28 protein-coding genes and 3 riboswitches are annotated in these 26283 nt (G+C 41.0%); of the genes, 1 reads left to right on the top strand and 27 read right to left on the bottom strand.

Annotated features, from left to right (window positions below):
• Positions 1 to 88 precede the first annotated feature (88 nt).
• A riboswitch (TPP riboswitch) is annotated at positions 89 to 194 on the bottom strand.
• A gap of 17 nt (positions 195 to 211) precedes the next feature.
• The 14 genes from AC25CA_RS07700 to AC25CA_RS07635 form a co-directional block, all read right to left on the bottom strand.
• A complete protein-coding gene (locus AC25CA_RS07700) occupies positions 212 to 1138 on the bottom strand; it encodes a DMT family transporter (RefSeq protein ID WP_486816482.1) in 927 nt (308 codons plus the stop codon).
• 72 nt (positions 1139 to 1210) lie between these two features.
• Positions 1211 to 1696: a M48 family metallopeptidase gene (locus AC25CA_RS07695; protein WP_486816481.1), complete on the bottom strand. Its 486-nt coding sequence runs from the start codon at positions 1694 to 1696 to the stop codon at positions 1211 to 1213.
• 1 nt (position 1697) lies between these two features.
• Positions 1698 to 2228, bottom strand: a complete 531-nt coding sequence (locus AC25CA_RS07690; protein WP_486816480.1) for a hypothetical protein — start codon at positions 2226 to 2228, stop codon at positions 1698 to 1700.
• Positions 2229 to 2346: 118 nt separating this feature from the next.
• Complete coding sequence (locus tag AC25CA_RS07685) at positions 2347 to 4044, bottom strand: NADH-dependent [FeFe] hydrogenase, group A6 (RefSeq protein ID WP_486816479.1); 1698 nt, start codon at positions 4042 to 4044, stop codon at positions 2347 to 2349.
• Positions 4041 to 5288, bottom strand: a complete 1248-nt coding sequence (locus tag AC25CA_RS07680) for a complex I 51 kDa subunit family protein (RefSeq protein ID WP_486816478.1) — start codon at positions 5286 to 5288, stop codon at positions 4041 to 4043. The genes AC25CA_RS07685 and AC25CA_RS07680 overlap by 4 nt, the downstream gene beginning before the upstream one ends.
• 9 nt (positions 5289 to 5297) lie before the next feature.
• Positions 5298 to 5702, bottom strand: a complete 405-nt coding sequence (locus AC25CA_RS07675) for an NADH-quinone oxidoreductase subunit NuoE family protein (protein WP_486816477.1) — start codon at positions 5700 to 5702, stop codon at positions 5298 to 5300.
• A gap of 143 nt (positions 5703 to 5845) precedes the next feature.
• Positions 5846 to 6349, bottom strand: a complete 504-nt coding sequence (locus AC25CA_RS07670) for a hydrolase (protein ID WP_486816476.1) — start codon at positions 6347 to 6349, stop codon at positions 5846 to 5848.
• Between the two features lie 246 nt (positions 6350 to 6595).
• Positions 6596 to 6964 (bottom strand): YegP family protein, encoded by a 369-nt coding sequence (locus tag AC25CA_RS07665; protein ID WP_486816475.1) that lies wholly within the window; start codon positions 6962 to 6964, stop codon positions 6596 to 6598.
• Positions 6965 to 7133: 169 nt separating this feature from the next.
• A complete protein-coding gene (locus AC25CA_RS07660) occupies positions 7134 to 7991 on the bottom strand; it encodes a hypothetical protein (protein ID WP_486816474.1) in 858 nt (285 codons plus the stop codon).
• A gap of 91 nt (positions 7992 to 8082) precedes the next feature.
• A riboswitch (cyclic di-GMP riboswitch) is annotated at positions 8083 to 8164 on the bottom strand.
• Between the two features lie 248 nt (positions 8165 to 8412).
• Positions 8413 to 9246: a phosphoenolpyruvate hydrolase family protein gene (locus AC25CA_RS07655; RefSeq protein ID WP_486816473.1), complete on the bottom strand. Its 834-nt coding sequence runs from the start codon at positions 9244 to 9246 to the stop codon at positions 8413 to 8415.
• 23 nt (positions 9247 to 9269) lie between these two features.
• Entirely contained in the window at positions 9270 to 10481 is a 1212-nt protein-coding gene (locus tag AC25CA_RS07650; protein ID WP_486816472.1) for a Tm-1-like ATP-binding domain-containing protein, read from the bottom strand.
• A gap of 136 nt (positions 10482 to 10617) precedes the next feature.
• Entirely contained in the window at positions 10618 to 11826 is a 1209-nt protein-coding gene (locus AC25CA_RS07645) for a phosphoenolpyruvate hydrolase family protein (RefSeq protein WP_486816471.1), read from the bottom strand.
• Between the two features lie 98 nt (positions 11827 to 11924).
• On the bottom strand, positions 11925 to 12203 hold the full coding sequence (locus tag AC25CA_RS07640; RefSeq protein WP_486816470.1) for a barstar family protein: 279 nt from the start codon (positions 12201 to 12203) through the stop codon (positions 11925 to 11927).
• Positions 12187 to 12672, bottom strand: a complete 486-nt coding sequence (locus AC25CA_RS07635) for a ribonuclease domain-containing protein (protein ID WP_486816469.1) — start codon at positions 12670 to 12672, stop codon at positions 12187 to 12189. The genes AC25CA_RS07640 and AC25CA_RS07635 overlap by 17 nt, the downstream gene beginning before the upstream one ends.
• Before the next feature lie 118 nt (positions 12673 to 12790).
• On the opposite strand from AC25CA_RS07635, the gene AC25CA_RS07630 reads away from it, so the two are divergent.
• Positions 12791 to 13222, top strand: coding sequence for a GNAT family N-acetyltransferase (locus tag AC25CA_RS07630; protein WP_486816468.1), 432 nt, complete (start codon positions 12791 to 12793; stop codon positions 13220 to 13222).
• 65 nt (positions 13223 to 13287) lie between these two features.
• On the opposite strand, the gene AC25CA_RS07625 is transcribed toward AC25CA_RS07630, so the two are convergent.
• The 13 genes from AC25CA_RS07625 to AC25CA_RS07565 all read right to left on the bottom strand — a co-directional run bounded on the left by AC25CA_RS07625 (position 13288) and on the right by AC25CA_RS07565 (position 26240).
• A complete protein-coding gene (locus AC25CA_RS07625) occupies positions 13288 to 13791 on the bottom strand; it encodes a MogA/MoaB family molybdenum cofactor biosynthesis protein (protein ID WP_486816467.1) in 504 nt (167 codons plus the stop codon).
• 26 nt (positions 13792 to 13817) lie between these two features.
• Positions 13818 to 14276 carry an MOSC domain-containing protein gene (locus AC25CA_RS07620; RefSeq protein ID WP_486816466.1) on the bottom strand — a complete coding sequence of 153 codons (459 nt, stop codon included), beginning with the start codon at positions 14274 to 14276 and terminating at the stop codon, positions 13818 to 13820.
• 2 nt (positions 14277 to 14278) lie between these two features.
• Entirely contained in the window at positions 14279 to 14758 is a 480-nt protein-coding gene (gene moaC, locus AC25CA_RS07615; RefSeq protein ID WP_486816465.1) for a cyclic pyranopterin monophosphate synthase MoaC, read from the bottom strand.
• Positions 14759 to 14761: 3 nt separating this feature from the next.
• Complete coding sequence (gene moaA, locus AC25CA_RS07610; protein ID WP_486816464.1) at positions 14762 to 15724, bottom strand: GTP 3',8-cyclase MoaA; 963 nt, start codon at positions 15722 to 15724, stop codon at positions 14762 to 14764.
• Complete coding sequence (locus AC25CA_RS07605) at positions 15717 to 17642, bottom strand: molybdopterin biosynthesis protein (RefSeq protein WP_486816463.1); 1926 nt, start codon at positions 17640 to 17642, stop codon at positions 15717 to 15719. Before AC25CA_RS07605 ends, moaA begins: the two co-directional genes overlap by 8 nt.
• Before the next feature lie 11 nt (positions 17643 to 17653).
• Positions 17654 to 18880 carry a molybdopterin molybdotransferase MoeA gene (locus AC25CA_RS07600; RefSeq protein WP_486816462.1) on the bottom strand — a complete coding sequence of 409 codons (1227 nt, stop codon included), beginning with the start codon at positions 18878 to 18880 and terminating at the stop codon, positions 17654 to 17656.
• A gap of 2 nt (positions 18881 to 18882) precedes the next feature.
• A complete protein-coding gene (locus AC25CA_RS07595) occupies positions 18883 to 19599 on the bottom strand; it encodes an ABC transporter ATP-binding protein (RefSeq protein ID WP_486816461.1) in 717 nt (238 codons plus the stop codon).
• Positions 19596 to 20297: an ABC transporter permease gene (locus AC25CA_RS07590; protein WP_486816460.1), complete on the bottom strand. Its 702-nt coding sequence runs from the start codon at positions 20295 to 20297 to the stop codon at positions 19596 to 19598. The genes AC25CA_RS07595 and AC25CA_RS07590 overlap by 4 nt, the downstream gene beginning before the upstream one ends.
• A 31-nt stretch (positions 20298 to 20328) precedes the next feature.
• Positions 20329 to 21252 (bottom strand): ABC transporter substrate-binding protein, encoded by a 924-nt coding sequence (locus AC25CA_RS07585; RefSeq protein ID WP_486816459.1) that lies wholly within the window; start codon positions 21250 to 21252, stop codon positions 20329 to 20331.
• Between the two features lie 76 nt (positions 21253 to 21328).
• A riboswitch (molybdenum cofactor riboswitch) is annotated at positions 21329 to 21445 on the bottom strand.
• Positions 21440 to 22117, bottom strand: coding sequence for a HesA/MoeB/ThiF family protein (locus tag AC25CA_RS07580; protein WP_486816458.1), 678 nt, complete (start codon positions 22115 to 22117; stop codon positions 21440 to 21442). Its footprint overlaps the riboswitch before it by 6 nt.
• Entirely contained in the window at positions 22114 to 22338 is a 225-nt protein-coding gene (locus AC25CA_RS07575; protein ID WP_486816457.1) for a MoaD/ThiS family protein, read from the bottom strand. Before AC25CA_RS07575 ends, AC25CA_RS07580 begins: the two co-directional genes overlap by 4 nt.
• A 12-nt stretch (positions 22339 to 22350) precedes the next feature.
• Complete coding sequence (locus AC25CA_RS07570; protein ID WP_486816456.1) at positions 22351 to 24144, bottom strand: aldehyde ferredoxin oxidoreductase family protein; 1794 nt, start codon at positions 24142 to 24144, stop codon at positions 22351 to 22353.
• 182 nt (positions 24145 to 24326) lie between these two features.
• Positions 24327 to 26240 (bottom strand): sigma-54-dependent Fis family transcriptional regulator, encoded by a 1914-nt coding sequence (locus AC25CA_RS07565; protein ID WP_486816455.1) that lies wholly within the window; start codon positions 26238 to 26240, stop codon positions 24327 to 24329.
• Positions 26241 to 26283 lie beyond the last annotated feature (43 nt).

Here is a 26283-nt window from a genome sequence, read left to right as displayed (position 1 = left end):
ATTCCCTCGCTTTTCATATTTTTGAACATGGCAACAAAAAAAACACCCCTCACGAGATGAGAAGTGTCCATTATCACAAAAGAATTCCTAAGAATTCACTCTATGTCCCTACGCTGGCATTATCCAGATCAGGTAGATGGTCAGAAGATCACTCTTCACTCTCAGCCGCTTTCACAGCTCCCATGTTCGTTTTCTATTATACGTCGATTCATTATAAATCGCAAGATCTTTCCATCGGTGTCGCAGATTTTCTTAGGAAGGACCATTTGGTTTCCGCTGTGATAATCCCAGCAAAAATAATCACACAACCGACAACCATTTGAGGAGTAAAGGGATCACTCAGCAAAATCACTGACATAATCACACCAAAAACCGCCTCCAAGCTCATCAGTATGGCAGCATGGGTTTCAGTTGTATGTTTTTGGGCTACATTCTGAGCCAAGAATGCGATAATCGTACTAAAAATTACCAAGAATACAAGCGAAACAATCGCAGTCAAATCAATGGGCTGTTTGATTCCAAATTCTTTAAAGACAAAAACCATCGATAGGGAAAGCACAAAAGAAAATGCAAATTGATAAACCGTAAGAATAATCGGATCAATTCCTTTTTCCTTTACGTAATAGCCCACGGCTATAATCTGCGAAGCAAAGAAAACGGCACATACCAAAACCAAGGCATCCCCATTATTAAAACTTAAAATATCAGCGCCCTTTGACGTTGTAAATAGATAGATCCCGCCTAGGGTCATAAACGCTGCCAGTACATTAAATTTATCTGGTCTCCGTTTAGAAAATGCCCAATAGAGGAAGGGTACCAAGACCACATATACACCCGTCAAAAACGATGCCTTTGATGCAGTTGTATACTGAATTCCAATTGTCTGTGTTGTGAATCCTGCCCAAAATAAAATACTCGATATGGCTGCTGCTTTTAAGTCAACAGCCGTTGTCGTTTTTAGTTTCTTGCGAAAGACCAAACCCAGTATCAATGCAGCAAATCCAAATCGAATGCTTAAAAGTTGATTCGGTCCAATTGTTAGCATAGCAATATCCGTAACGGGAAATCCCGTCCCCCATACGATTGCAACCACTAATAACGATAAGTCTGCAACCAGACTCCTTTTTTTCTTATCCATACGATCCACTCCTATTGTCTGTAATTATTCCTAAAATTAACAAGTCTGCTTATTCTACTTTAAACCACAAGATCAATATTGTGTGGATTGACCTTGCAAGATTGCCATTGCATTTTTATACTCCGGATATAGCTTACCCAACAATCGCCAAAAGGAGCGATCATGGTTCATATGCTTCAAATGACACAATTCATGAACAACGACATAGTCAATTGCTTCAATGGGATAAAGAATCAGTCGCCAATGAAAGGTTAAATGGCGATCCGAACTGCAAGATCCCCATTGCTTCACTCGATCGTTGATCTTGAAAGACCGATACTTTATGCGGATTTGTGGTTGATACATCCGCAGACGCTCTTCAATGATTTTTCGGCTTGCTCTTTTATAAAATGATTGCAGCGCGGACGTGAGCGCTGCTTCTTCTTCCCTTGCAGTTGTATACAAAAATTCTGTGCCGTCAAAAGTAATCAAGGGCTTCTTTTGAGCGCGATCAATTTGTATGAACAACGGATAGCGCTGTCCCAAATAGATGCAAGATCCGCCCGATATTTTTTCCATCCTAATTTCCATCCCGGTTCCGTCTTTCTTCAGATTCTGCTGTAATAACGGCTCTTACTTCCGGGATCTGCAACAAGATCTTCCATCCCGCAAAAATCCCTTTTTCAAACGCTGGATTCCAGCGTTCTCGTTGTGATAGTAGCGGACATTGATGTACCTGCTCTTTCTCGATAGTCAATTGAAGTTTCCCGTTCTCAAGATGAGGTTCAAAAGGATATGTTCGGCACTGCACCGGGCGCAATTCTCGATCACAGCGGGTTATATCACGACAAAATCCGTACACCAACTGCTCAATCCCATCCGGCAATTCAAAGTCGTCGTTTTTATGGATTTCAAGTGTACTTGGATCAATCAAATTCTTTCCTGCTTGTACAACTTCATACTCAAAAGGAAGAAAGTAAATTCCCAAAGGTTCTCCATTTTCCATGGTTCTTCGACAACAATGTCCTTTGCAAAGTTCTCCGCAATTCCCATCAATGATAGTCTCGCTCATCGCTTGATACGCCTCGCTATATATCTCTCTATAATCCATTTAATCATCCATCCTCTATTCTTTCCCTATCATACCACACCTCTAGTCTTATTTCAGTCCTAAGAAAAACCGAAGCAAAATTCAATTGCTCCGGCTTTTCTACTCTCTTTTTTCACTCCTACCGCTTCATATAATGCGTATGCAGAAGCCGATGGGCTTTTTCGCCATTAGGCTCACCTAAAAACTCTTCATACAGCTTAATAATAGCTGGATTTTTATGTGATTTTCGGATTTCCCGTTTCTGATCCGTGGCGTAAATTCCAGTCATTCTCTCTTCTAAAATGTTATCGACATCAGAAATTGGCTGACCGCCTCCTCCTATACACCCTCCCGGACAAGTCATAATCTCAATAAAATGATACTTTTCTTTGTGCTTCAGCATTTGTACCGCATTTTCCAGCCCGTTCGCCACCGCTACACGAATTTTTTCTCCATCAATATCAACTACCGCTTCCTTAATACCTTTCAATCCTCGAATATCAACAAACTCTAATTCCTCTAATTCTTTTCCAGAAATCAACTCATATCCGGTTCGTAAAGCTGCTTCCATGACACCACCCGAAACCCCGAAAATCGCTGCTGCACCCGTCGAAATACCAAATGGCTGATCATATTCCCCATCTGGAAGATTCATAAATTCCAGCCCATAAGCACGAATCAATTTTGCCAATTCCCGAGTTGTTAAGACATAATCGACATCATCTTTCAACTCGTCTCGTGCCAATTCATATTTTTTCGCCGTACATGGCATGATCGAAACGGAAACAATTTTATCTGGTGAGAGTTTTTCTTTTTCGGCATAGTAAGTCTTAGCAAGCGTTCCGAACATTTGCTGAGGTGACTTACAGGTTGAAATATTAGGCAATAAATCTGGATAGTTATGCTCCGCAAACTTAATCCAGCCTGGCGAACAAGAAGTAATAATCGGCAATACACCTTGATGATTAATTCGATTGATAAACTCCGTTCCCTCTTCAATAATCGTCAAGTCTGCGGTGAAATTTGTATCAAAGACCTTATCTGCACCCATCTTCCGTAAAGCAGTGACAATCTTCTTTTCAAGATTCATCCCTAATGGCGCGCCAAACTCTTCACCAATCGCCACACGTACAGCAGGAGCTGTTTGTATGACGACATGAGTATCCGGGTCATTAATCGCTTGAATAACTTGATTCACATGATAAACCTCATGGATTGCTCCCGTTGGACATGCCAAAATACATTGCCCACAATTAGTGCAATCCACATTTCCAAGCCCTTTGGCCATAAACGTGTCCACTTTTGTTGCAAGGCCTCTTTCAGACATGGTTAGAATACCACCATGTTGTATTTCATTGCATGTTCGAACGCACCGCCCACAGGAAATGCATTTCGATGTTTCAATCACCACACTTCGTGAACTGGTATCCATGGTCCAAGGTTTATGAAGTGCCTCATATTTCAATTGCCCTACCCCGATCTCTTCCGCCAGTTTTCTCAACTCACAAGAAGAACTTTTCAAACAGGTTAGGCAGTTCAACTGACAATCGAAAGGATGATTTGCGATAAGTAGCTGAAAAATATTCCTTCTCGTTTCCAATACAAGATCAGAATGTGTAAAAACCTCCATTCCCTCTTGCACCTCTTCGGCGCAAGCGATAGGAAGATTACTTCGCCCCTTCACTTCTACAACACAGAGCCGACACCCCCCATATATACTGAGTCCTTCCTTATAGCATAAGGTAGGAATTCTATAATGAAGTTTTTTCGCGGCTTCCAGAATTGTTGTACCCGCTTCCACCTTAATCGGTTGACTATTTATATGTAAAGTAATCATTTCTTCACCTCATCTCGATCCAGATCTATTTCTGGCAAATAATAGGTAAAGTCCCCTGGAATTTTCTCAATCGCGCTAACAAGCAAATTCCCAGCTGATTGACCCAAACCACATCGTGCTGCACGACTAGTGGTTTCAGAGATTTCGCGTATCAATTTCAAGTATTCTCTTTTCCCCTCAAATACATATATTTTGTTGAGCATATTATGAATCTGTCGATTCCCTTCTTTGCATGGAAAACAGATTCCACAAGTTTCTTTTGAAAAGAAGTCAGCAGCATTCTTCGCCATTTCTACGGCATTAACCGTTTCATCTGCAACAATTATCGCTCCCGAACCAAGGGCGCTCCCCGCCTGCTTAAGGCTGCAGTAATCTACCATCACGTCGATCTCATTTTCTACAAACAACTGTGTTGAAATCCCGCCAGGAATCACAAATTTTAATTCGTGATCGCCTTTGATTCCACCGCCTAATTCCTCAATAATTTCACGTAGGGAAACCTTGCCCATTTCAATTTCATAAACCCCTGGATTTTTGATCTTTCCACTTAGGGAGATTAACTTTGTACCCCGACTGCCTTCCACACCTAAAGAGGAAAAAAAATCTCCACCATCTCGAATAATTAACGACAGGTTACATAAGGTTTCGACATTATTTACGATCGTCGGAGCATCAAACAAGCCCTTTTGAGTTGGATATGGTGGTTTGATTCTCGAATTTGGCCGTACCCCTTCAATTGAATTGATCAACGAAGTTTCATCACCACAAACATAGGCGCCTTGACCAACAACGACCTCAACTTCTAGTTTCACGCCAGTTTTCTCTCTATACGCATCAAGTACCACATCCGCCTGGTCAATTTCCTTTTTCATCAAGGAAATTGCTTGTGTGTACTCGCCTCGAATATAGATATACAATGCCCTGGCATTAACAATGAATGCGGAAAGCAACATACTCTCCAAGAGAAAGGCTGGATTGTTTTCCATGATATAACGATCCTTAAAGGTACCCGGTTCCCCTTCGTCGGCATTGCAAATCAGCACGACATTTTCAGTATCCCATACGCTTCCCCATTTTTTTGAGGTGGGAAAAGCAGCTCCACCGCGTCCAACCAAGCCGGATTTTTCAAGTTCCCGAAAGCATCGCTCTCTCCCCATTTCCAACCCTTGATGGAAGAAACGGTACGGCCATTCCACGGTACCCTTTTCAATAATTTCCTTTATATATTTGCATTCTTTCATCATAGCCTCTCCTTAGTCAAATGAATCAATGATTTCAATTGCCTTTTCAGCCGTTAAATTTTCATATACGGCATCATTAATCGTCATCACCGGTGCTACATTGCAGAGTCCCAAACATTCAACCAATTCTAGAGTAAATCGTTCATCCTCTGTGGTCATAGAATCTCCAATCTTCAAATGTGCAATCACCGCCTCTCGAATGCTTTGACTGCCGTTCATCCCACAGGTAACAGATTTACAAATACGGATGATGTTTCTTCCTTTTTTTTCTGTGTATAATCTGGAATAAAAGGAGATCACTCCATATAATTGTGCCTTCTGCATATTCATATCGATTGCTAGTCGTTTAATCTCACTTTCCGGTATATAGCCAAATTCTTTTTGAATTTCCGCCAATGCATTAATTAATATACGCATTCACATCACTCTCCTTACCTTTCTTCTACCCGGTAGTGCTTATAATCTCTACTTGATTAATACAAATTTAACAAGTACAGTAGGCTGGCATGTTCCTAATTTTACACAAAAACACACAACGCCTTTTCAGGCGTTGTGTGTTTTTAAGCTAACTTCATCATGATAACCACATAATTTTTCCCATAATGAGTCGCACACTTCGGACAAGTGGTATAGAAAGCATAGATCTCTTTACCAGTCTCTCCGATTTTTTTGACATAGGTTTCCATCTCCCCCATCCATTTTGCTTGTTCCTTGAACTCGCCTTCGAATACTTTCGATGCAAACCGACCGGATAAATGCGTCATTTCCATACCCTTTACCTCTTTTGACACCAGAAATAAATGCTCCCCTTTCCAGGATGAAAGATCCCTCGACAAAATCAAATATTGATCATTCACTTCAGCATCAGATTCTGCAATGGCCTCCATAGTATGTTTCATAACACTGCCAAAATTCAATGGAATATGCATCAAACTTTTCGATTGAGCTTTCGCAAAAAGCAAATTATCAAACTCAATGATTTTCTCATTCCACTCATCCGGGTGGAATCTTGGACAACATCCCGTTTCATTATCATCCATATTTATCTTTGGTAAAGAATTCATTGATTCCTCCTTTCTCTTCTCCTATTTCTTACCCGCTAATACACGCTCCTATTCCACACCCCTTTTGCGATGCCCGTATCATCCACTTAATGATACAATTTTTCCTGATTCACACGATTAATTCACAGAAATTCCCTTTCATTAAAATATAAATTCATTAGAAGTTTGATTTGAAAAAGGAGTAGGTATGAAAATAGCCCCGCATTTGCGGGGCCACCAGTCGCTTTGACTCTTATAGCAAGTTCTCTATTCTTCTACTACAGAAGCTTCCGGTGCATTCTTACGAATACTCTCAATTCCATTCATACAACTTGTTTTCGCTTTATATCCTTCTGAAGCAAGTATGTTTTCTCCATTACGCGCGTTCAGTCTAAAACGATACTCACCTGCTTTGTCTGTATAAACTTCAAATTTAGGATTAGTCACCTTTTCAGGTGCTTCAACCGTTTGATCATCCAATTTTGCGGCAACAGCATTCTTTTTCACACTTTCGATCCCATTTAAGCATGCTTTTTTCGAAGAGTACACTTCTGAAGTGCCAATCACCTGACCGTTTGATGCTTTTAAATCAAACTTGATCCCCGTCTTTGTTTCTTTTACTAAAAATTTACCCATACTTTCTCCCTCCAAATTTTATTAAGAATTTTGATTAAAATTCCCTCTAAATGGAATATACCTATTTCATAATGATTTCAATCTGGTTTTTTCACAAAATTCAATATTTTGTGTATTCTTGTTATATCGCAAAAAAAAGAATCCGATATGATTCGGATTCTCATTTCATCTATTTGCTTTTTCCTTTTGCCTTACCATTATTCGATTTCACTCTATTGGTTGCTCCAGACTTAGCTTCAGACTTTGTTTCTGTACGTTTCGCATTCGCCAGCCCTTGAATATCTTTCACATCCCATGTTGCCAATTCCGCATAATCAATCTCTTCATCAGACTGAGCTGCCAGCTTTTCAAGCAAATTCATTTTACCTGGTGTAATGCGATAGATTGCTGCATTTATAAAACGATCTGCATGTGGGTTGTCGCTATCCAAGGCAATTGCCCGAAGTACCAACTCATCTGTATACACATCATTAATCAATGCCTTCAATTCGACAGCAGTATCACCATTCGCAAAGATATCGAGTGCAATTGGATATTCTACTTCCGTTCCAGCTAACAGCAATTCAACGCCTTCGGCTACAGGTAAACCGAGATACGCCACAAATGGATCTGCAGGATCATCTACTGGTGCCGCAGGATCTTCTGCTGTTGCCGCAGGGTCTTCTGCTGGTGCCGCAGGGTCTTCTGCTGGTGCCGCAGGGTCTTCTGCTGGTGCCGCTGGATCTTCTGCTGGTGCCTCATTAAAATTCAACTCTGTTGTAACCTCAACAATAACCCCATCTTCAACAATGAATATCAGATCTTCCCCAAGATCAAATCGCAGATACCCAACTTCTAATTCTGACGATTCTATCGGATCTGCTGGTTCTGTAGAATCTGCTGGTTCTGTTGGTTCTGCTTGCTCGATCACTGGTGTTTGATCACCCGCAGTTGGGAGTTCTTCATCAGCAAAAGCTGATACACCACTCAAAGAAACTAACAACATGACCACTAGTACACTTGCCAACAATTTACTTCTTTTCATCATAAACCTCCTACAACAAAATTTGGAGATCCGAAATGAAAGCCAAAAAAATTCCCCTACAGCAAGTGTAGAAGAATTCAAATCGCTTTGACTCTTCGGCAACTGGCTACCAACTCAACGAGTAAGGCCCTGTAGTTTTGCGTCCTTGTCTTTCGACAAGTTTGCCATTATCGGATACAAATAAATTATATCACGGAAAGTTTAGTTTTTCAATTTATTTCATAATACAAACCTCTGTTTTGTTATATTTTTCCCATCTTTCGCCTTAGCCATGAAACATTCAAGATTATCGATCATATATGACCTTAACTAAACTTTAGTTCTAATTCTTTAGTCGCATAATAAAAAGAATGAGTTCCACAAAGTACAGAACTCATTCTCAATATTTAACTAGCAGACTCATTCATTCTAGATTTCCTCTATGCTAGGATCTTTGAATTTTCTTAAATTCTTCCGTTTGCGCCTTGATCGATTTTTCAGCTGCAAATCGTTCAATACTGGACGCACCAAAGAATCCATCAATTTCTGGAATTCTTTCAATCACATATTGTGCATCTTCTGGCTCCGCTATCGGTCCACCATGACAAATTACCATAATATCTGGATTTACTTCCTTGCCGGCCTTCATAATTGCTTTGATTTTTACGATGCAATCATCTAGAGTTAATGCCGTCACAGCACCGATCGTTCCTTTTGTTGTTAAGCCCATATGCGCAACCAAAATATCAGCTCCAGCTTCTGCCATCGCTCTTGCTTGATCCTCATCAAATACATAGGGTGTCGTCAGCAGATCCAATTTATGAGCCTGGCGAATCATCTCAACTTCAAGGCCATATCCCATTCCTGTTTCTTCTAAGTTCTGACGGAAAACACCATCGATCAACCCAACAGTTGGGAAGTTCTGAACTCCGCTGAATCCCATATCCTTTAACTCTTTTAAAAATACTTCCATTAGACGAAATGGATCTGTCCCGCATACCCCAGCCAAAACAGGCGTATCCTTAACAACTGGTAATACTTCTGCAGCCATCTCTACAACGATTTTATTCGCATCACCGTAGGACATCAATCCTGCCAATGAGCCCCGGCCTGCCATTCTGTAACGACCTGAATTATAAATAATCAACATATTCGCTCCACCAGCCTCACTGCTCTTTGCAGTAATTCCAGTACCCGCTCCTACGCCTACCAAAATATCGCCCTTCGCTACAATTTTGCGATACCGATCCAAAATTTCTTTCCGTGTCATTTTAAACATGGTGAACCCTCCTATTAAATATTCTATTTTTTATTCAACATATCGAGTAAACGTTGCGCTGCTGCTTCAGCAAATGCTTGATCATTGATATGATTTTGCATTTCAATGATTTCAACAGCTTCTTGATCAAGTCCATTTCGCAAAACATCAAACAACACTTGATCTTCTTCCGGGCCATAGAACGGCTGTCCCTCTGCATCAATCATGGATACGCCTTTCAAAGGAATAAAAAATGCTGTCGGCCCTGTTGTCATATTCAACTTTTCTACAATCTTTTCACCAATTTTTTTATTTTCATCAACAGATGTACGCATCAATGTAATCATCGGATTATGCTTGTATAAATTTCTTCCCGCATATTCTTTTGGCACCGTTTCATATGCGCCATAGTTTACCATATCTAATGCGCCTACGGATACAACCTGTGGAATTCCTTTTCGCCCTGCCGCTTCCAAACGATTGGGCCCGCCAGCCAAAACACCACCAACGACTTCATCACACCACTCAGTCGTTGTAAGATCCAAAACCCCTTCAATATACCCAGCATCAATCAAGGATTCCATTGCTCTTCCACCAACACCGGTCGCGTGGAATGTTAACACTTCGTAACCCGCCTTTTCCAAATAAGCTCGCGCATAGTCCACACATGGCGTCGTCACGCCAAACATGGTTGCCGCAAGTAAAGGCTTATGTTCCACATCTTCCGTCGATTCATAATTCAACATTCCCGCCATTGCAGCGGCTGCATTCGTAAAGATCTTTGTTGAAATGGAATTCAATCCTGCCACGTCAACGATAGAAGGCATCATCATAATATCACTGGTCCCTACGATTTCTGCTGTATTTCCAACAGCGATCGTTGAAACCATAATTTTTGGAACACCGACCGGAATTTCTTGCATCGCAGGTGTTGCCAAAGATGTGCCACCACTGCCACCCAAGGAAATAACACCATCAAATTTTCCCTCTTTATAAAGCTTTGGCAACAATTCTACCATTCCTTTTGACAACACTTCCGTCGCCCATCCCCTGTCTTTTTTTGCTACAATGGCTTCAATCTTCACGCCTGCAGCAGCTGCAACTTCAGCATTTGAAACATCTGGCTCGAATGCCGACTCAAATGCTCCTGAATGAATCGTCAGTGTTTGAAGACCAAATTTCTCTAGGATACTTTTTAAAAACAAAAACTCTTTTCCCTTCGAATCAAAAGTACCAATAATCGCTACCGTTTTCATTCAATCCCTCCTCCTAATTTTACTACCACCTCCATGATAACGTTTACATGCTTCTTTTTACATGTTATATTTTGATCTTTCTTTGTCTTTTTACGTTCTTTTTCTGAATATACTGATATTTTGCAAGAAAAAAAGCTCACCTTTTGTGAGCTTCACTCGTTTTCAAATGCCTTTGATATTCTCTAGGACTCATGCCTATCACTTTTTTAAATATTTTACTGAATTGAAAATAGTCCTCGTAGCCAACCAACTTTGCAACTTCCGCACACTTAAAGGGCTTTTCTCGAAAAAACTTTGTTGCTTGATGCATGCGATACTCCATTAAATAAGTTCGAAAATTAATTCCAACCTCTTTCTTAAAAAGACGACTCAAATGAGACGGTGAGACATGGGCGATTTCGGCCATCTCGGCTAAGGATACAGGGTATTGATAATGTTTTGCAATATACTTCTTAATGAAATCCACATATTCATAATGCTTTGTAATCCCATCTAACATCTTGACCATTAGATCCTCTGATTCTATCAAATCTAATTCTTTAAATGCATGTGTGATATTGGTTATTACTTTTTCAGATTGTATCCGTTCGAAAGTGGAACCCCCGATATATCCGTCCATCTCCGTATGCTGATGTATAAATAAAAGATCTAACGGTGTTTGTATGGGTCCCCCATAGATCATTTTAAATACCTTTCTTTCAGACTGATCACAGACTGCAAACAAATCATTGATTCGTTTCACAGCATTAACTAAAGACAAGACCTTTTTTGCCCCTAATATTCCACCACTAGTCAATCCAAGATGAACACAAATTACATCCGCACCCGCATTTAGCATTTGTTTCGTCTGTGCTTCATCAAATACAAATGCAACCGTAAATAGTCCTTTTTCACTAGCAATGCGGATCGCTTCCACTTCACGATCAAAAGAAATCTCGTTTTTCTCAAGGATCTGCCGATACGTCCCATCAACCAATCCAATCGTTGGATAATTATTGATTCCATTGAACCCCGCTTTTTTTATTTGTCCTACATACCATTCCAAATCAATTAGCGGGTCAGTTGCATTGAGGCCGAATATCACAGGAATCTCTTTCACTAATGGTTTAATTTCCCGTAGACCGATTTCCATTACCATCTCATTGCTATTAACGAAAGGAAGATACGCCGCCAATGATCCAACGCCCATTTGACGAAATTTCCCCGAGCTTAGGACGAAGATCATATCGGCACCACCACGCACTGCATATTTTGCTGTGATGCCAGCACCAACAGCTACCCCGATAATCTGACGCTGTGCTTTACACTCCCGATTTAATCGTTTTAGGATGAATTTGCGCTCCATATGTACCGCCTCCCTGCCTATCTTTTATTGTAGGCGGTTTTATCAATCACTGTCAAACGGATTCATAAAAAAAGCAAGCTATTCAGCCTGCTTCTGATTCAATCATATTCAATTTCAAGCCAAAGCGAATCATTTTCTAATGCAGCTTCACGAAACACCTCGATCAATTGTTCTCCATAGGCCCCTAAATTTTCAATGATTACATCACGATGATCAATCCGAATTGTGGTTGCTACTGAAATCGTTGAGAGTAAGTCCCACAAAGCATCCAGATTTTGTCCATAGTGCGAAGGAAAACCCATCACTTTCTTAATGTAGCAATGGGTGTTAAGCTTTATTTTCATCTCTCGTCCATCTAATTCAACTATCTTCATCATCAGTCCTCCTAATCTCAGTAAAACTTTCGTAATGATCTTCCGTATAATAGACCAAGCCGTCATTGGAGAAAACCACGCGTTCTGCTCCCCTATATCCTCCGGCATAATTCACATCGCATTCAAACCATTTTCTACCATCTGCCTTCGGCAACAATCCTTCTCGATTTCCAAATCGATCGCCGCCGATACTCATTTGATCCGTAACCTCCCACAGATTTCCATCTTCACTGACCCAACCCAAATCCCGCGCTTCCGATTTCGTCAAATAGTTGCCCGGCAATTGTCCATAGAGATGAAGATACTCCCCAACGTCCTCTGGACTGATATAATAGCCGTCCTCTACGATTATAGATTCCTCAATAATAGGTTCTGTATTCGACGTTTCTTCCGGTGTTTCAGCCACACAACTGCTGATCCCCAGTACAATTAAAAATATAATCAAGAATCCGATCCAACGTTTCTTCATCATGCTTTCCTCCCTCATTTCCAATCTTCTCTATATGTACCCAAAAGGAATCAATCACGCTCACTTGCTTTTTGTGTTACAATGAATTGCGAATAAAAATAATTTCCTTCAGGAGGAATCCATGAATATTGTAAAAATCACAAACCCATCCGAAATATTAGCGAATCATGAAATAGCCGAACTTGTCGGAATGTCACTTTTTAAATCAACAATAGGTGCTGTTCAAAATGTCGCTCAAGGTATCTATGCCCAACAACAAGGACGTTTCTATATCGCAAAAGAAGATGAGAAAATTATTGGTATCATCGGCATGCGGAAAATTGCCAACAAACGACTTGTAATTCAACATCTCGCCTTTTTAGAAGAATATCGCGGCAAAGGATATGTAAAAATCATGATGAAAGAGGTCTGCGAACTGGAGTACATCAAAGAAATCGCTGCCGAAGTCAATCACACACAAAAGAATTACTTTAAAAAATCTGGCTTCAAGGTGAATTTAATTGAGAATCACATCACGGGGCAAGACCTGTATTGGTGTAAAAAATCATTCTAATCAAAACATAAAGTCCACTTGGATATCATGATATCCAAGTGGACTTTTCGTTATATATGATTTTTCTATGATTCCATTGGCACCGCACATTCACTCGCTTCTTCATTTAAAATATCCAATCCGTGCTTAAGGGCTTGTAAGGCAACCTCTAAGTTTTCCTTGACCGCCTTTGGACTTCCTGGAAGATTGATAATCAAGGTTCGTTTGCGAATCCCCGCTCTCCCCCTAGAAAGCATCGCTTTTGGTGTGATTTTCAGGGAAGCCTGTCGCATCGCTTCGGGGATTCCCGGTGTTTCACGCTCGATCACTGCTAGGGTTGCTTCTGGAGTTACATCCCGCGGAGAAAACCCAGTTCCACCTGTTGAAAGAATCAAATGAATCTTTTTTTCGTCACTCATTTCAATCATTGCATCCCTTAACTTCTCAAATTCATCAGGAACAATCATCTTTTCAACAACGTTGTACCCCTGCACTGTCATCATTTGGCGAATCACTTCACCACTTTGATCCACGCGTTCCCCGCGCGACCCTTTATCGCTAGCAACAAGTATTCCTACTGTATAGGTCATAAGTCCCTCCCCTTTTCTTTCGCATTCTAAGCGAATACCTCTGATGGCTTCAAAATCTTAATCGAGTCCCCAATTTTAATTTTCCCACCTTGAAGTACATTGGCAAAAACAACCTGGTTCAACATGATGCAAGACCCTTCCTGTTCCCTCACTGGACAACCTCGGAAGCACTCTTTACCAACCTTGGTTACTCGCATGATTGTCTCGCCGATTTTCAACTCGGTACCCACTGTAAGATTCCATAACTCTATATTTTCTGTCGTAATATTTTCCACAAATTTATTCGTGCAATATCCTTTGACCTCAGATTTTTGAATCACTCGAAAGGTCTCAATTCCCATAAAACTCACTTGTCGTCCATCCTTGCCAGCATGCAAATCGCCTTCCAATCCAAAACCTTGAATGAAATTAGCAACTTTAAGTTTCTTTTTTGGTGATCCCTTTTTTACACTGCACCGAATTTCAACAACCTTGCCCATCTTCATACTTATTCTTCCCCTCGAATAAAATGACCACTTTTTCCACCCATTTTTTCTACGAGTCGAATGTTTTGAATGGTCATGCTTCGATCGACAGCCTTGCACATGTCATAAATCGTTAAAGCAGCCGTAGAAACAGCTGTCAACGCTTCCATCTCAATACCCGTCTTTCCGACTGTTTTTGTGGTGGCAGTAATATGAATAGATGAAGTCTCTTCATCTGCAGAAAATTCAATATCCGCTCCACTGATAAAAATCGGGTGACACATGGGAATTAAATCGCTTGTTTTCTTGGCACCCATAATCCCAGCGACCTGTGCAACGGAAAGTACATCTCCCTTTTTGTGGGTTTGATCTACGACCATTTGAAACGTTTTGGGATTCATCGTAATGGTTCCCTTGGCAATTGCAACTCGTTTGGTGTCTTCCTTTTCACCGACAGATACCATTTTCGCTTTCCCATATTCATTAAAATGAGTAAATTCCATTACTTATCCTCCAATCCGATTCATATCCCGAATAATCGGTACAAATCCCTGATCATTCATATGATGGCGCTCGGGCTTCGTCATAATATACGACTGTAAGGATTCTTGAATGGTTGCAGAATCCAGACCAAGAAGAGGTTTTAAATCGAACTCTTCATTCGTATGCAGACATAATTTCAACTTTCCGTCGGCCGTTAATCGAACCCGATTGCAGGTTGCGCAAAAATGGCTGGAAATTGCATTAATGAATCCGACCCGCCCATGACCGTCTTTTTTCTCATAATACTTTGCAGGACCATATTGTTCTTCAGGTTCCGTCATAAATCGCTCGCGATGTCGATTGAAGATCACTTCATTTGAAATGAACTTATCCTTGCTCCAATTTGCTACTTGCCCAAATGGCATCAACTCAATAAAACGTACATCCATGTCGTCATCCGCCAACTTGATAAAGTCCTCTACCTCATCGGTGTTAAAACCATTGATGAGTACAACATTTAATTTAATCGGCAAAAGTCCAACGCTTCGTGCTTCTTCAATTCCGCCCAAAACATCTTCGATGTTCCCACCTCGAGTAATTTCTCGATACTTGTTCGGATCAAGTGTATCGATACTAATGTTGACACGTGTCAATCCAGCATCTTTTAAGTCTTTCGCATATTTCTTCAATAAAACGCCATTGGTTGTAATTGCCAGATCTTTGACTCCGTCCATCTTGCCTATTCCCTTAACAAGATCCACGATGCCTCTTCGAACCAATGGCTCTCCTCCAGTTAAACGAACCTTGTCAACACCCAATTCAACCATTTCCTCGATCAATTGCAAATACTCTTCAATTCGTAAAATATCCTGATGATCCTTTTTTGCAATTCCATCTTCTGGCATGCAATATTGACATTTTAAATTACAAAGATCAGTTACAGAAACCCGTAAATAATGAATATGACGTTCAAACTGATCAACCATGTGACACATCCTCCTTTGCCGGGTCTACAAAATAAAAATCACCAATTTCATATCCGCCCAGTTCTTCCAACTTTTCACGGAATGTTGGACTCTTCAAACATTGAATAAAATAACGAACCCGATCTTCTTCAAGAAATTGCTTTGGAATCAGAAAATCATATTCTTCCAGTGCTAAAGGGATAAATTCCAACCCCATCAAGTCAGCGACCGATTGAATTCCCATACCAACGTGAGAATTTCCCGATAAAACAGATAAGGCAACTCCAGTATGGGTTGTTAATTCATTTTGATAACCCGAAATCGAAGCTCCAGTAATTTCTTCTTTTTTTAAATAATAATCTAACAAAGTACGAGTGCCTGACCCCTTTTGCCGGTTGGCAAAAATTAAATCTGGATTCATCAAATCACGAATGCCTGTTAGTTTCTTTGGATTACCCTTCTCTACATACAAGCCTTGCCAACGTTTGATTCCCTTTAGTAAAGTTACCTCGTTCGGATTGACATACTTTCGAACAAAAGCGAGATTATAGGTCCCTGTTTTTTCATCTAAAAGATGGGTTGGCGCTATATGCGTTTCACCTCTACGAATAGCCATAATCCCACCAAGACTACCCACATGAGCGGATGAAACCGAATATCCCTCTTTTTGTTTGGCCATCAGGTCATTTAAATGATCCATCAAAATGTCATGGCTGCCGATCGAAACCAAAGCACGATTAATTTGTTCCATGCTGTGCAAACGTTCAATGATCACACTTGTTCCCGCCTCAATTCCTTCTACAGCTTTCGGTATCGCAAGCAAACCATCAGCCTTTACCAAAGACATGGTTACGCCCGCACCCCGACTCAAGGGGGTTGCAATCAATTGCTTGCCTACCTTGCCAAGCTTGACGCGCACATATTCCTTATGTTTTAAAGCCGAAACGATCCTCTTAGACAAGGTTGCCTCCACTTGATTATCCTTTTTCTCCGGTTCCCCTTGTTCAATCAGAGGAATCACAAATTCCTTAAATGAAATGAACGCAGAAACTGGATACCCTGGAATGCCAACAACCGGCTTCCCATCAATTTTCCCCATAATAGTGGGTTTACCTGGCTTAATTGCTATACCATGAACAAAAACTTCCCCAAGCTCTCGTATCAACCCGACGGTGTAATCCTCAGAACCAGCAGATGACCCCGCGTTGATCACAACCACATCATTTTCAGAAACGAGTTGCAAAATGGCTTGTCTCAATAACTCCTTGTCATCAATCACCGGTTCGTACCGTTTTGCTAGACCACCCGCTTCCACGACCATGTTTTCAAAAACTCGAGAGTTTGAATCAATAATCTTTCCAGGTGATAAGGGGGTGCCAGGGTTAACAATCTCTGTCCCCGTAGGAAGAATGCCAACCTGGACTTTTTTTAATACCTCGATCTCTGTCAGCCCGCCACACAAGAGCGCGCCAATATCGACAGGAGAAATCCGATGGTGAGTCGGCAAGATCATATCCCCAATCGCGATATCCTCTCCAACCACTCGAATATGTTCCCAAGGATGAGATGACTTAATAATTGAGATTTTCCCATCCTCTTCTGGATAAACATCTTCGATCATGACTACTGCATTATATTTCGATTCGATATAATCTCCTGTATCTACATAGATAAAATCTTTTCCTTCTTCTATAATTAAAGCATTTCTCTCGTGAGCACCATAGGTACAGCTCGCATCCAACGCAATCCCGTCCATAGCAGCTGCATTGTAATGCGGATTCGAGATCTTTGCAAATACCGGGTCTGCAGTGGTTCTCGATAGCGCATCAAATACAGAAATGCTTTCGGATCGATTGCCTCTGTTATTTAAAAATTCAGATTGGATCACCGCTTTTGCTGCATCCATGTCGATAGTTTCAAGATAAATATTACGTTTCATATGTCTGCCTCCTAGAATCGATGAACGGAGACAATTTCGCCCCGTTGTATGCCTTCTTTCTCCATTGGAATTTCAATATACCCATCTGCTTTCGATAACAAAGAAACCATCCCCGATTTTCCATGGACGGGTTTTGCTATCCATCGTCCTTCATTTTCTTGAATCTGTACCATGTAAAAAACATCACGACCCGATGAAACATGAATTTGAAAATCTGCAACTGCAGTCAATGGAAATGATTTGATCCTTTCAGCCAAAAGCGTTTTTTGAATAAAAGGTTCTACGATCGTCTTGTAGGCAATCAAGCACGAAGCGGGGTGTCCCGGCAATCCAAATACCGCCTTATTTTGCACCTTTGCCACCATGGTTGGTTTTCCTGGTTTGATGGCTATGCCATGAACCAAAATTCCCGGTTTTCCCAAACTATTGATGATATCCGGCGTCATGTCAAGAGTGCCGACTGAACTTCCTCCTGAGATTAAGACCAAGTCGCTTTCGCTTATGGCTTTTTGTAAGCCAGATTGCAACGCATCAAACTGATCCAAAATTCGATCTGCTATCACAACTTCACAGCCAAGCGCGATGACCATAGCCCTGAGTGCATCTGTATTACTGTCTCTAATTTGCCCTAATTTTAAAGGCTTGCCAGGTCCAATAAGCTCGTCTCCAGTTGAAAGAATCGCAACTCTTATTCGCTTTTTCACAAGGACTCGATTTCGCCCTAAAGCCGCAACTGCTCCAATATGTTGAGTCTGAATCCGACTTCCTTTTTGCAAAACGCATTCCCCAATCGAGACGTCATCCCCAATTTCAACCAAATTTTCTAACTGGCTCATTGGACGTTGAATGGCAATTTCATTTTGAAAATTTTCAGTATACTCTATCATACAGACTGCATCAGCACCCCTAGGAACAATCCCTCCTGTTGGCACATAAACAGCTTGCTCGGCTTGAACCTCAAGATCGGTTCCTTGGCCCATTCGGGTTTCTCCAAGCATTTGAAGAAATGCCGGTAAAGAATCCGAACATCCTGTCGTATCCGCCGCACGCACTGCATAGCCATCCACGGTTGATCGTCGAAACGGAGGAATGTTCTCTTCAGAAACAAGATCGGCCGCCAGTACTCGCCCCAACGCATCTTCGATCGAAACCCATTCCTGCTCTTGTTGCCACTTTAAAAATTCACTTTCTAATAAAGTCGCCACTTCTTGTCTTCGCATCACTGTAAATAAATCCATCGCTACCCCTCTACTTCCTCGTGATCATTCAATACCCGGTCCAATTTTCGCATGGAGTCCAGGCTTGCTTGTAACCTGTGTTTTGATATGTTTTGCAATCGATCTTTCTTCATCACAATCACTTGATCGCAAATGCGAAATGCTTGCTCCAAGTTATGTGTGACCCAGATGATTGTTGCTTTCGTTTTTAATTGATAATTGGACAAAATCTGTTCCAATATTTTCACGCTTTCCGGATCGATATTCGCCGTTGGCTCATCTAGTAATACGAGTTCTGGCTGATAAATCAATCCCCTGGCTAGGGCAACCTTTTGCTGTTCTCCCGCCGATAATACGATCGCCTTTCGATCCGCCAAATCTGTCAACCCTAGCATATCGAGCCAAACCTCAACTTCTCTGTCCACTGATTTGCGATTCCACTTTCGAATCAATAATGGATATGCGATATTTTCTCGCACAGATCGATTGAGCATATAAGGCTTTTGGCTAATATAACTTATTTTTTTTGTTGTTTGGTCAGTATAGGGTCGCCCGTCAAAGTATACGGTCCCCTCATATTTAGTATCAAACCCGCTAATAATTCTCAACAAGGTCGTTTTCCCAATACCATTATTTCCGATCATCCCATATGCTTGTCCAGTCTGAAATTTGTATTCTTGAATAAAAAACAAATTATTGCCATCGAAACTTTTATGTAGACCTATTATATCAATTCTCATAATTCTTCACCTGTTAAGCGATGAATCACGCTATTGGTCACAATTGCAATTCCAATTAGTACGAGTCCCATCGCAATCGATTGCTCATAGTTACCCATTGAGTTGTTCATCGCGATAAAAGTTGTCATGACACGTGTATGACCCTTAATATTCCCGCCAACAATCATCACGGCGCCTACTTCAGATATTCCTCGTCCAAAACCGGTCGTAATAGCGACCGCAATCGACTTCTTTAACTCAAAAAATACCAAAACCATACGATTCCACCAGGTTCCACCTAAGCTCATGCATACTTCGCTGATCTGATTGCCATAAGTACGCGTTGCATTATAAACCAGCCCACTGATAATCGGAGTAATCAATAATGTTTGCGCCACCACCATAGCAGTTGGAGTAAACATCAATTGAAGGGATCCTAAGGGACCACGTCGCGAGATGAATATCGCAACAAATAGTCCCACAACCACTGGGGGTAAAGCCATGAAAGAGTACATGCACCGAACAATAATGTTTTTACCCTTAAAGTCGTTCAACCCCAGCAGAATCCCAAATATGATTCCAAAGATTGCAGATATCAGGGTCGAAGTGAAAGAGACAAAAATAGACAGCCCAATGATTGAGTAAATTTCCTGATCGAAAGAACTCAATATTTTAAACGCACCGATGAATCCATCGACGATATATGTCATGCTTTCCATCCTCTCTTCCACCCATAATCAAGTACTGATACTATTTTGCGTTAGGTACAAACAAGGGTTGACCAAATTCTTCAACACCAAATCCGCTAATCATTTCCTGTGTCTCCGCAGATAACAACCACTCGATAAATGCGTTTGCACCCGCGTTATTGATAAGTTCATTTTTATCTGGATTGACTGCTATCACCCCATATTGATTAAAAAGAATAGGATCGCCTTCAACAAGAATTTCCAAATCAAGCTTATCTGACATGCTTAAGTAAGTGGCACGATCCGACATGGTGTAGGCTTGCATTTCATCAGCCATTTGAATCACGTCTCCCATCCCTTTACCAGCAGATACATATGAATCGCCCTCTGGTGTTAATCCAGCTGCTGTCCAAAGAGATTTCTCTTTCTTATGCGTTCCAGAGTCGTCCCCTCGTGAAACAAATGGTGCTTGACTTTCGAATATTTTTTTGAACGAAGGGACAATTTCTGCACCTGTCGCACGCAAGTCCGCAGGATCTGCATCAGGTCCAATAATCACAAAGTCATTGTACATCACATCAAATCGTTCAACGCCATGTCCATCAGCAACAAAAGTTTCTTCTGAAGGCTTTGCATGCACCAAAAGTACATCAGCTTCTCCATCCATTCCCATTTGTAAGGCTTTACCCGTTCCAACTGCTACGACTTTTACCTCTATGCCAGTTTTTTCTGTGAAATCTGGCAAGATATATGCCAATAAGCCACTATTTTCTGTAGAAGTTGTGGTCGACAAAATAATAGAATCAGTGGCAACTAGTGTTGCTTCACTACTCTCAGCATCAGCTTCCTCTACAACACTCTCTGTCGTTTCTACTTGGGCACTAGGCTCAACCTCTGCTGCCTCTTGACCACTTGCACCCGTACACCCAACCAGTAAACCGATTACCATTAACACCATTAACCATACACTTACTTTTCGTTTCATTCTTTTCTCCTCCTTATGATATATTTCATTTTATGAAAAAAGAAAAACGTTCTTCCCCGTAGGAAAGAACGCAAATAGAACTTGTTTTCTTCTTCCTTTCCAAACACGGGAGGCAATGGTATTTCTCCCATTACCCATAGGTCAATCGATCTTAGTTTCCCTTAGAATCGTCGACTCGGAATAAATATTAAATTGTTAAAATTTGAAATTCATTATCCAACAAATCAATCATTAAAATCCGATTTCGCAAAATCTCTTCTTTACCCAACAACACTTTTAGTGTTTCAGATACCTGGATCGATGCGATCATAGCCGGAGTAAATGATGGATTTCCCAAATCCTTTTCAATTCCAGTTTCTTGCGAACTTTTATACAATCGGTCTAGCGTTCGATCTCCTGGCAAAATTGTTGTTACTTGACCATACCATCCAGCAATCGCGCCATGAATCAAAGGAATTTGTAATTTCTCACAGGCCATTTGCGTGACTAATCGTGCAGGCACATTATCTAAACCATCAACAACAAGATCAGCACTTTCAAAAATCGATATAGCGTTATTCTCATCTAGCAATGTATGTATCGCATGAATAGTCGTTTCCGGATTGATCTGTGCTATCCGTTTCTCTGCTTCAAACACCTTGATTCTGCCAAGATTTTCACTCGTAGAGAATAGCTGTCGATTTAAATTGCTTTCATCGAAAACATCACCGTCGACAATAGTGATTTCTCCTATGCCAACTCGAGCCAGCATCTCAATAATATATCCGCCCAATCCACCGCTCCCGATTACGCAAACATGAGCTGTGTGAATCTGCTTCATATCTTCGCTTGAAAAAATGCCATTTCGATCATACCGTCCCATCATCCGCCTCCAACTGGGGGAAAGATCGATAGGTAATCGCCTTCAATCAGTACCTGATCGAAGTGGCCGTCTTGCCCATTTACGAGCAAGATAGCTACTTCTTCATTGGTAATGTTGATCGATTGAAGTACGTCTTCAACGGTTGGTTGATCCATTTCTACAAACACTTTTTTTCCCCGTCCGTTTCGGAAGGTTGCAAATAGTCGAACCTCAATCTTTATCATTCTTCACCTCAATTATTTTAATCCCAACTCTGCCAATCGTTCATCTGTCGGAATTCCACCTTTTGTCCAGCCACGTAGTTCATAGTACTCTGGCAACAATTTATCCAACTGATGCACTTGACCCTTTGAAGGTCCATCTGGAATCGCATCTTCCAACAATCGTCTTGGTAATTTATCTTCTGATGGTGCAACGCCAGATTCCAAGTTAAACATTTTCTCAATATTCCAAATACGCTCTCCTGCTGCGAAAATCGTATCTCCTGTATGATCCGTACCACAGACCGCATTGATCAAGGCCGCATAATCGTCTGCACCGAGTGCAAATGAAGTAAATAGGCACAATCCAGCCGAGTCGATGGAAGCAGTCAAGTCTTGGAATGCTTTTGCCCAGAATGCTTTTCCGTCTAGTGCATTCTTGTCAATTTTTTCAGGTAATCCTAAGATCTCTGGTGAAATCAAGTAGCCTCGCACATGGCAACCGCCACGATTAGATGTTGCATACTGCAAACCTTGACCTTGAATACCACGTGGATCATAAGCGGGAAGTTCTTGCTTCTTAACACTCATGGAAAGATCAGGACGTCCATACATGTCGCATAATCGATAAGACCCTTCTGCCAGCTTGTCACCAAATCCTTCTCGGTAAGCCATCTTCTTTGTCCATTCAACAATCGCATTCACATTTCCAAATTCCAATGGTTGTCCTTCAATTTCTTCCGCTTTTACCAAATCCAATTCACGGAGCTCCATTGCTGCAGCTAATGTGGTACCGGCTGAAATGGTATCAAGACCCAGTTCATTACACCAATCATTTGCCAAAAGTACTTCTTTCAAATCCCTGATGCCACAGTCAGAACCAAAGGCCCAGAGTGTCTCATACTCAGGTCCTGCCATCTGCTTACCATCCACTTCAACCCAGCGTCCACAAGCAATTGGACAACGGTAACATGGATTCTTCCGAACCAAATAATCCTCTTTCATGCTCTCACCGCTAATTTTATCGGCTTCGGGATCATAAGATTCTTGGAAATTATTTACAGGATATGCACCATTTTCATTAATGATATTGACAAGAACCGCCGTACCATATGTCGGTAAGCCTTCACCGGTAACGCCATTTTCTCTAATTTTTTTCAAGCTATCCTTAAACACAGCCTTCAACGCTTCTGGATCATGAATACCTACTTTATTGGAACCTTTCACAACGATCGCTTTCAAGTTTTTTGATCCCATAACGGCACCAACACCAGAACGGCCTGCTGCACGATCTTTTTCATTCATAATGGCTGCGAGCAAGGAAAGATTCTCACCTGCCGGACCAATAGTCATGACTCTTGCTTTTGCACCATGGGCTTCTTGCAATTCATCTGTTACTTCTCCGACTAACTTGCCCCAAAGATGCTTCGCTGATTTAAATTCAATTTTATCATCTACAATATTTAAGTAAATTGGTTCTTCAGACTTGTCTTCCAAGATGATCATATCATAGCCGCAGAATTTCAGTTCTGCACCCCAGAATCCACCTGAATTTGAACTTGCAATGGTTCCTGTCAATGGCGATTTTGTTACCACCATATAACGTCCACCCGTTGGCGTCGCAGTTCCTGTTAATGGTCCAGTAACAACCATCAACTTATTTTCTGGGCTCAATGCATCCACTTTAGGATCAACTTCATCCATCATGAATTTTGTTCCGAGTCCTCGTCCACCAATAAATTTTTTGGCTGTATCAAGATCCAAGGTTTCCACCTTTACCTCTTGAGTCTTTAGGTTAATCCGTAAAATTTTACCATGATATCCATACATATAAAAAGCCTCCTTTAGTTTATTACTACTATCCTTTGCAAGTATCGTGCCAAACTTGCAAAACCTGATGCTTAGGAGGTTTTTAATGATAAGGTTTTCACAGCTTGATAACTTGTCTCAAAATGGAACGCTGAAATCGATTTCCGTGTTCCATTTTGAGACATTGTTCCATTGTAGAACACCTACTCTTCAACCATAGGAATCCCATATTTTTCTACTTTTCGATATAAAGTATTTCGCCCGATACCCAACAATTTCGCCGCATTGCTCATATTATAATGCTCTTTTTGAAGAATTCGTTGAATATGCAACCTTTCCATTTCTTCCAAGGAAATGCTCTCTGTCTCAATTTGTTGCATTGAACATTCACTGCTTTCTGCTAAAATTTGTACAATGGGCAGCCTTTCCTTATTGATTGCCAGTTCAATAAAATTTTCCAACTCACGTACATTGCCAGGCCATGAATAATTTTTCATTTCCGTCATTTGTGAATCTGTAATTTCAATCGGTCTTTTATTAATTCGATGGGAAATTCTTCTCATAAAATAATTAGATAATAAAGGAATATCGGCTTGCCGTTCCCGTAAAGCTGGAATATTCAAAGGAATCACATTTAATCGATAATAAAGGTCATGACGAAAATTCCCCTTTTTCACTTCTGCTTTCAAGGTTTTGTTCGTAGCTGCTATAATACGAACATCCACCGGAATCTCTTTATTGCCGCCAACCCGAACAATCGAGCCCTCTTCAATGGTACGCAGCAATTTGGTCTGCATTTCTAATGGCATTTCACCAATTTCATCTAAAAAGATCGTTCCTCCATCGGCCAATTCAAATTTCCCGATTTGTCCACCTTGTTTGGCACCAGTAAATGCTCCTTCTTCATATCCAAACAATTCTGATTCTATTAAATTTCTTGGGATAGCACCGCAATTGATAGCAACGAAAGGTTCTTTTGACCGAGGGCTATAATTTTGAATGGCTTGAGCAAACACTTCTTTCCCGCATCCGCTTTCCCCAGAAATTAAGATAGTCGACTTACTATCGGCAATTTTTTTTGCGAATCGAATGACTTCAATCATCTTTGGTGACTCGCCAATGATCTTCTCAAAGGTATAAATCGCCTTTCTTCCCATGATGCGATTCGCTAATCTCCGAGTTTTCTTAACATCGCTAAACATTAAAATGATGCCATGAATTTCACCATGCTGATGTACCTTATAAGCGTTTAAATGAAAATGCACTTTATTGGCTCTAGCATGAACCAACACTTCATCATTGAAATAGTCTTCTAAGGTCAAGCAATTTGCCAAAACACTCCGCCAATCATCAATCAAATCACGCAAATCCAAGTGTTCAAAGGTTGTTTTTCTATAACCAAACATCCGGCTAGCTTGCTCATTGGAACTTAAAATATTGCCTTCCAAATCCGCATATACAATGCCTTCCTTAATGGAGTCAAAAAGCGATTCGATCAGAACCTTGCTCTTATCTAATTGACGATGCTTTTGCTTCAATTTCATAATCGATTCTATGGCACTCACCGCTGCAACAACCATACCCAGGGTATGAGAATGAACCGCATCGCTGTTGCCTGTCAAATCCAATGATCCAATGATGTTGCCATCCTCGTCATGAATAGGAGCACCCGAACATGTCCATCGGTGATAAGCTTTGATAAAATGCTCTTCCCCGGATATTTGTACTGGTTGATTTTCTGCAATTGCAGTTCCCATAGCGTTGGTCCCAATGCACTCTTCTGACATATAGGCCCCGGGAATCATTTTCAAATCCCTTGCCTTTTCTACAAATTCCGGATCACCTGCTACACCCAATATGCATCCATCGTTATCCGTCAATACAACAAAAAAATTCGACCCACGGACAAAATCACAAAGGTTTTCGATAAAAGGTCTTGCCGTCATCATTAATTCTCGATTTTCAATCAGCCTTAGATTCAATTCCGAATTGGCAATTATTTTTTTGCTAACGATCGTATCACGATCCAAATCATATTTCAGGCAACGTTTATTTGCATTTTTCACATAGGCTTTTTCTGTGTCAATCTGATTTTCGATTGTTTTCATAGGCAACATGACATTCCCTCCATCTATTTTCTCATTGAATCATTAATTCCAG

The organism is Gottschalkiaceae bacterium SANA, assembly GCA_036323355.1.
Classification (GTDB): domain Bacteria; phylum Bacillota; class Clostridia; order Tissierellales; family GPF-1; genus GPF-1.
This window is presented reverse-complemented; position numbering and strand designations above follow the sequence as displayed.

What these genes read in the sequence shown, in the direction of transcription:
- AC25CA_RS07700 (WP_486816482.1), bottom strand. Translation starts at nt 1,138, where the DNA reads ATGGATAAGAAAAAAAGGAGTCTGGTTGCAGACTTATCGTTATTAGTG.
- AC25CA_RS07695 (WP_486816481.1), bottom strand. Translation starts at nt 1,696, where the DNA reads ATGGAAAAAATATCGGGCGGATCTTGCATCTATTTGGGACAGCGCTAT.
- AC25CA_RS07690 (WP_486816480.1), bottom strand. Translation starts at nt 2,228, where the DNA reads ATGGATTATAGAGAGATATATAGCGAGGCGTATCAAGCGATGAGCGAG.
- AC25CA_RS07685 (WP_486816479.1), bottom strand. Translation starts at nt 4,044, where the DNA reads ATGATTACTTTACATATAAATAGTCAACCGATTAAGGTGGAAGCGGGT.
- AC25CA_RS07680 (WP_486816478.1), bottom strand. Translation starts at nt 5,288, where the DNA reads ATGATGAAAGAATGCAAATATATAAAGGAAATTATTGAAAAGGGTACC.
- AC25CA_RS07675 (WP_486816477.1), bottom strand. Translation starts at nt 5,702, where the DNA reads ATGCGTATATTAATTAATGCATTGGCGGAAATTCAAAAAGAATTTGGC.
- AC25CA_RS07670 (WP_486816476.1), bottom strand. Translation starts at nt 6,349, where the DNA reads ATGAATTCTTTACCAAAGATAAATATGGATGATAATGAAACGGGATGT.
- AC25CA_RS07665 (WP_486816475.1), bottom strand. Translation starts at nt 6,964, where the DNA reads ATGGGTAAATTTTTAGTAAAAGAAACAAAGACGGGGATCAAGTTTGAT.
- AC25CA_RS07660 (WP_486816474.1), bottom strand. Translation starts at nt 7,991, where the DNA reads ATGATGAAAAGAAGTAAATTGTTGGCAAGTGTACTAGTGGTCATGTTG.
- AC25CA_RS07655 (WP_486816473.1), bottom strand. Translation starts at nt 9,246, where the DNA reads ATGTTTAAAATGACACGGAAAGAAATTTTGGATCGGTATCGCAAAATT.
- AC25CA_RS07650 (WP_486816472.1), bottom strand. Translation starts at nt 10,481, where the DNA reads ATGAAAACGGTAGCGATTATTGGTACTTTTGATTCGAAGGGAAAAGAG.
- AC25CA_RS07645 (WP_486816471.1), bottom strand. Translation starts at nt 11,826, where the DNA reads ATGGAGCGCAAATTCATCCTAAAACGATTAAATCGGGAGTGTAAAGCA.
- AC25CA_RS07640 (WP_486816470.1), bottom strand. Translation starts at nt 12,203, where the DNA reads ATGATGAAGATAGTTGAATTAGATGGACGAGAGATGAAAATAAAGCTT.
- AC25CA_RS07635 (WP_486816469.1), bottom strand. Translation starts at nt 12,672, where the DNA reads ATGATGAAGAAACGTTGGATCGGATTCTTGATTATATTTTTAATTGTA.
- AC25CA_RS07630 (WP_486816468.1), top strand. Translation starts at nt 12,791, where the DNA reads ATGAATATTGTAAAAATCACAAACCCATCCGAAATATTAGCGAATCAT.
- AC25CA_RS07625 (WP_486816467.1), bottom strand. Translation starts at nt 13,791, where the DNA reads ATGACCTATACAGTAGGAATACTTGTTGCTAGCGATAAAGGGTCGCGC.
- AC25CA_RS07620 (WP_486816466.1), bottom strand. Translation starts at nt 14,276, where the DNA reads ATGAAGATGGGCAAGGTTGTTGAAATTCGGTGCAGTGTAAAAAAGGGA.
- moaC (WP_486816465.1), bottom strand. Translation starts at nt 14,758, where the DNA reads ATGGAATTTACTCATTTTAATGAATATGGGAAAGCGAAAATGGTATCT.
- moaA (WP_486816464.1), bottom strand. Translation starts at nt 15,724, where the DNA reads ATGGTTGATCAGTTTGAACGTCATATTCATTATTTACGGGTTTCTGTA.
- AC25CA_RS07605 (WP_486816463.1), bottom strand. Translation starts at nt 17,642, where the DNA reads ATGAAACGTAATATTTATCTTGAAACTATCGACATGGATGCAGCAAAA.
- AC25CA_RS07600 (WP_486816462.1), bottom strand. Translation starts at nt 18,880, where the DNA reads ATGGATTTATTTACAGTGATGCGAAGACAAGAAGTGGCGACTTTATTA.
- AC25CA_RS07595 (WP_486816461.1), bottom strand. Translation starts at nt 19,599, where the DNA reads ATGAGAATTGATATAATAGGTCTACATAAAAGTTTCGATGGCAATAAT.
- AC25CA_RS07590 (WP_486816460.1), bottom strand. Translation starts at nt 20,297, where the DNA reads ATGGAAAGCATGACATATATCGTCGATGGATTCATCGGTGCGTTTAAA.
- AC25CA_RS07585 (WP_486816459.1), bottom strand. Translation starts at nt 21,252, where the DNA reads ATGAAACGAAAAGTAAGTGTATGGTTAATGGTGTTAATGGTAATCGGT.
- AC25CA_RS07580 (WP_486816458.1), bottom strand. Translation starts at nt 22,117, where the DNA reads ATGATGGGACGGTATGATCGAAATGGCATTTTTTCAAGCGAAGATATG.
- AC25CA_RS07575 (WP_486816457.1), bottom strand. Translation starts at nt 22,338, where the DNA reads ATGATAAAGATTGAGGTTCGACTATTTGCAACCTTCCGAAACGGACGG.
- AC25CA_RS07570 (WP_486816456.1), bottom strand. Translation starts at nt 24,144, where the DNA reads ATGTATGGATATCATGGTAAAATTTTACGGATTAACCTAAAGACTCAA.
- AC25CA_RS07565 (WP_486816455.1), bottom strand. Translation starts at nt 26,240, where the DNA reads ATGTTGCCTATGAAAACAATCGAAAATCAGATTGACACAGAAAAAGCC.